Origin of the sequence: Thiohalocapsa halophila, assembly GCF_016583825.1 — a bacterium.
In the GTDB taxonomy this organism is placed as follows: Bacteria; Pseudomonadota; Gammaproteobacteria; order Chromatiales; family Chromatiaceae; genus Thiohalocapsa; species Thiohalocapsa halophila.
In genome coordinates this window covers 1-1,972 of sequence record NZ_NRRV01000160.1, presented here as the reverse complement: position 1 = coordinate 1,972, position 1,972 = coordinate 1, and the positions used below count along the sequence as shown (strand labels likewise).

At 61.2% G+C, this 1,972-nt stretch carries 2 protein-coding genes; one reads left to right on the top strand and one right to left on the bottom strand.

Annotated elements, in window-relative coordinates; genetic code table 11:
* Positions 1 to 1,166, top strand: a 1,166-nt coding sequence (locus tag CKO31_RS25640; RefSeq protein WP_200243641.1) for an ATP-binding cassette domain-containing protein, incomplete at its 5' end; no start/stop codon positions are given.
* Positions 1,167 to 1,197: 31 nt separating this feature from the next.
* Here the strand turns inward: CKO31_RS25640 and CKO31_RS25635 are convergent.
* A complete protein-coding gene (locus tag CKO31_RS25635; protein WP_207148116.1) occupies positions 1,198 to 1,764 on the bottom strand; it encodes a hypothetical protein in 567 nt (188 codons plus the stop codon).
* Positions 1,765 to 1,972 lie beyond the last annotated feature (208 nt).

The following is a 1,972-nucleotide window of genomic DNA, read 5'->3' as shown; positions in this document are numbered from 1 at the left end:
TGTTGGCGATGTTGGTCGTCTATGCGGTGCTGGCGCCCACCTATGTCAGCAGCTGGAAACGAACCCGTGGCGAGTTGCTGGAAGCGGACCATCGGGAGGGTCAGTTGCTCGATCGGCTCGATGGTCTGTTGCACGGCTTCAAAGAACTCGCGCTTGATCGGAATCAAAGCGATGCCGTTTACGCCGCGATCTGCAACACCGCGGAACAGGCCTACCGGCTCAATGTTTCCTGCCATATCTTCCAGGTTAAGGGAATGATCCTCCGCCGAATGATCAACTATTCGGTACTCTTTGCCGTGGTGTTCGTCGTCCCCTGGCTGGTGCCGGAGAGTCCGGACACGATCCTCAAGGTCGCGACGACCATGCTCTTCATCGTCGGCCCGCTGACGGTTATCATTGACTTGCTACCATTGATGGCACGGATCGATGCCGCCGTCACCAGCTTGTATCAGCTTGAAAGACGTATCGATCACGCACCGGTGCGCTCGGATGGACTGCCGTCGGCGTCGCCTTTGCGTGGGTTCGAAGAGATCGCCTTCAATGGTGTGGAGTTTCAGTACCTCGACCGCGATGGGCAGCCCTTGTTCTGGGTCGGTCCCTGTGATTTGGTCCTGCGGCGTGGGGAGCGCGTGTTCATCGTGGGCGACAACGGCAGTGGCAAGTCGACCCTATTGAAGCTCCTAACCGGGCTCTATCGGCCGCAGCGGGGAGAAATCCTTGTGGATGGCACGCCGATCACCGACGCCGAACGTCCCGCGTATTGGGGGCTGTTCAGTGCCGTCTTTACCGACTTTCATTTGTTTGCGCATCTCTACGGGGCCCCGGATGCGGACCCGGCGCTTGTGAATGCCAAGCTGGAGGAGCTCGGGCTGGCCGAAGACACCCGATACACGCCTGATGGCTTTACCGATCTCGCTCTTTCCACCGGCCAGCGCAAACGCCTCGCATTCTTGGCCGCGGAGCTCAGAGACCGTCCGGTCTGCGTCTTCGACGAACTGGCCGCCGATCAGGACCCAGGCTTTCAGCGGCGCCTCTACGAAGAGATTCTTCCTGAGCTCAGCCGTCAGGGCCGCACATTGGTCCTGGTGTCGCACGACGAGCGCTATTTCCACACCGGCGATCGCGTGCTGCGGATTAGCGACGGGCTCGTATCGGAGCAGGTTTGAACCGGGGTGGTGGCGGCAACGGGGTACCGGGTTACCGTCGTCTTGCGCTCAGCTTCTTCTCCAGTCTACTGATCCTACCTGCGAACCCCGTCTTCGTACCGTCCTGTAAGTCGAGGGCCGATGCTGCCCGACAGACGGCAATCGCCTCCTCGTAACGGGAATCTTCGTCCATGGCGATTGCTGTCATCTTGAAGGCGTCGATGCGCTCTGGGCGAGGCTGCCCCGTGCTACGGAGTGCATCCAGAATAGACGATGCCTCTTTCATATGTTGCTGCGCGAAGGCATAGAATGCCGAGCGGTACGCCGATGTTTCACGCAGTCGATAGTGGATGGCGACGATGTGGGTCAGCAGCCGATGTCGCAAAATGGCATCCTTCGTCTCGGCGAGGACCCGTTCCATCATGCCGGTGTCGCCGGAGGATAGGGCCACCCGCACCCGCTCGGCCTCGTCTGTCTGCGAGTTACCGGCCGTGGTACGTGTGGCCCGTCCAGACGGCGTGTGGGCCGTGTCGACATCGTCGGTGTCCGGCAGCACCTCCCTGGCCACGTCGGTCGACGGATCGCTCGCCGCCTGCACTGTCTTTGCGGGGCTGGGCACATCGGTGTAGACCGGTGGTGCTGCCGAATGATCAGGTTCCGGTGCCGGGGTGCCGGATCTGGCTCGTGCCGATCTTTGCTTGTGGGCTTGCCGACGCCACCACACCGGCAGCACCCAGGCCAGTCCCCCAACCACAGCCAACGCGAACAAGAGTCGAATCATGATGGCTGCCGGTCAGTTGGTCGTTGTAGGCGTGGTACTTGCAGTC